Origin of the sequence: Sodalis-like endosymbiont of Proechinophthirus fluctus (assembly GCF_001602625.1) — a bacterium.
In the GTDB taxonomy this organism is placed as follows: domain Bacteria; phylum Pseudomonadota; class Gammaproteobacteria; order Enterobacterales; family Enterobacteriaceae.
Genome location: NZ_LECR01000026.1, coordinates 3,008 through 3,817 on the forward strand (window position 1 = coordinate 3,008; position 810 = coordinate 3,817).

General features: G+C 50.9%; 2 protein-coding genes and 1 pseudogene. 1 reads left to right on the plus strand and 2 read right to left on the minus strand.

The window, feature by feature from the left end:
- Together BG74_RS16310 and BG74_RS12700 are read right to left on the minus strand one after the other, a co-directional pair.
- Window positions 1-237: hypothetical protein (locus BG74_RS16310; RefSeq protein WP_244267218.1), on the minus strand; the 237-nt coding region annotated here is incomplete at its 3' end.
- Between the two features lie 106 nt (window positions 238-343).
- Entirely contained in the window at window positions 344-502 is a 159-nt protein-coding gene (locus BG74_RS12700; RefSeq protein ID WP_187202558.1) for a hypothetical protein, read from the minus strand.
- A gap of 172 nt (window positions 503-674) precedes the next feature.
- On the opposite strand from BG74_RS12700, the pseudogene BG74_RS16315 reads away from it, so the two are divergent.
- A pseudogene (locus BG74_RS16315) lies at window positions 675-810 on the plus strand (tRNA uridine 5-oxyacetic acid(34) methyltransferase CmoM); the annotation flags it as partial.

Sequence of the window (810 nt, forward strand, 5' to 3'; positions counted from 1 at the left end):
CTTAAGCCGTGTGGCGAAAAAGAAATTCATCACCCGCGGCAGATGATTGGCTAAGGTGACTAGAATCAGCGGCGCTTGCCGCGTCCTGACGGGTATCCTGCTGGCCATAACAGTACAGATGCCGGCACCTCCAAACTCTACGCCATCATGCAGGAAGCGACCTCGGCGCTGATGATGGGATTGCTGGGCGCAGCAGCGCCGGTAAACACCATCGTCGTGCCAAGGTAGGAGCGCCATTGGCGGATTCCTTCCATAAATATATGTAACCTATTTTTAATAAAATTTTTTATTGGCTGCCAATGGGAATTCCATGTATATCCTCCGTCCAATACTACAATCTACTTTACGGTTTCGCCGCGGGGCTGCCATGTGGAATAATGGGCCCCAGCCGGGGCCAACAGGCGGTTGGCAACCGGCTGTAAGCTAAGCGCCATATGGACAGCAGCAGCCTGGCGCCCATCAGCAGTAACAATAGCAACAGACCGCCGATGAATTTTTTCATGGTAAACAGTATGGTGTATCGCTCCGATTTGGTGAAATGTAATTAACTAGCCGCAAGTCGGCGCTGGAATGATTCACTCTACGTCAACCTGTGACAAAATATATCCTTCGCGTCCATCGGCGACAAAACATCTTGTCCCACCGTGGCCGACTGGAGACTAGAGTCTTTAATGATACAGGATCGCAATTTCGACGATATTGCGAAAAAATTCGCACGCAACATTTACGGCACTACTAAAAGGAAACACCTGCCAGGCGGTATTATGGCAAGGTCTCTAGGGACTGCTGGCGCAACTGCTCTAGCGGCAG

Excerpts from the sequence above, each read along its gene's own strand:
- BG74_RS12700 (WP_187202558.1), bottom strand. The coding sequence starts at position 502 with ATGAAAAAATTCATCGGCGGTCTGTTGCTATTGTTACTGCTGATGGGC.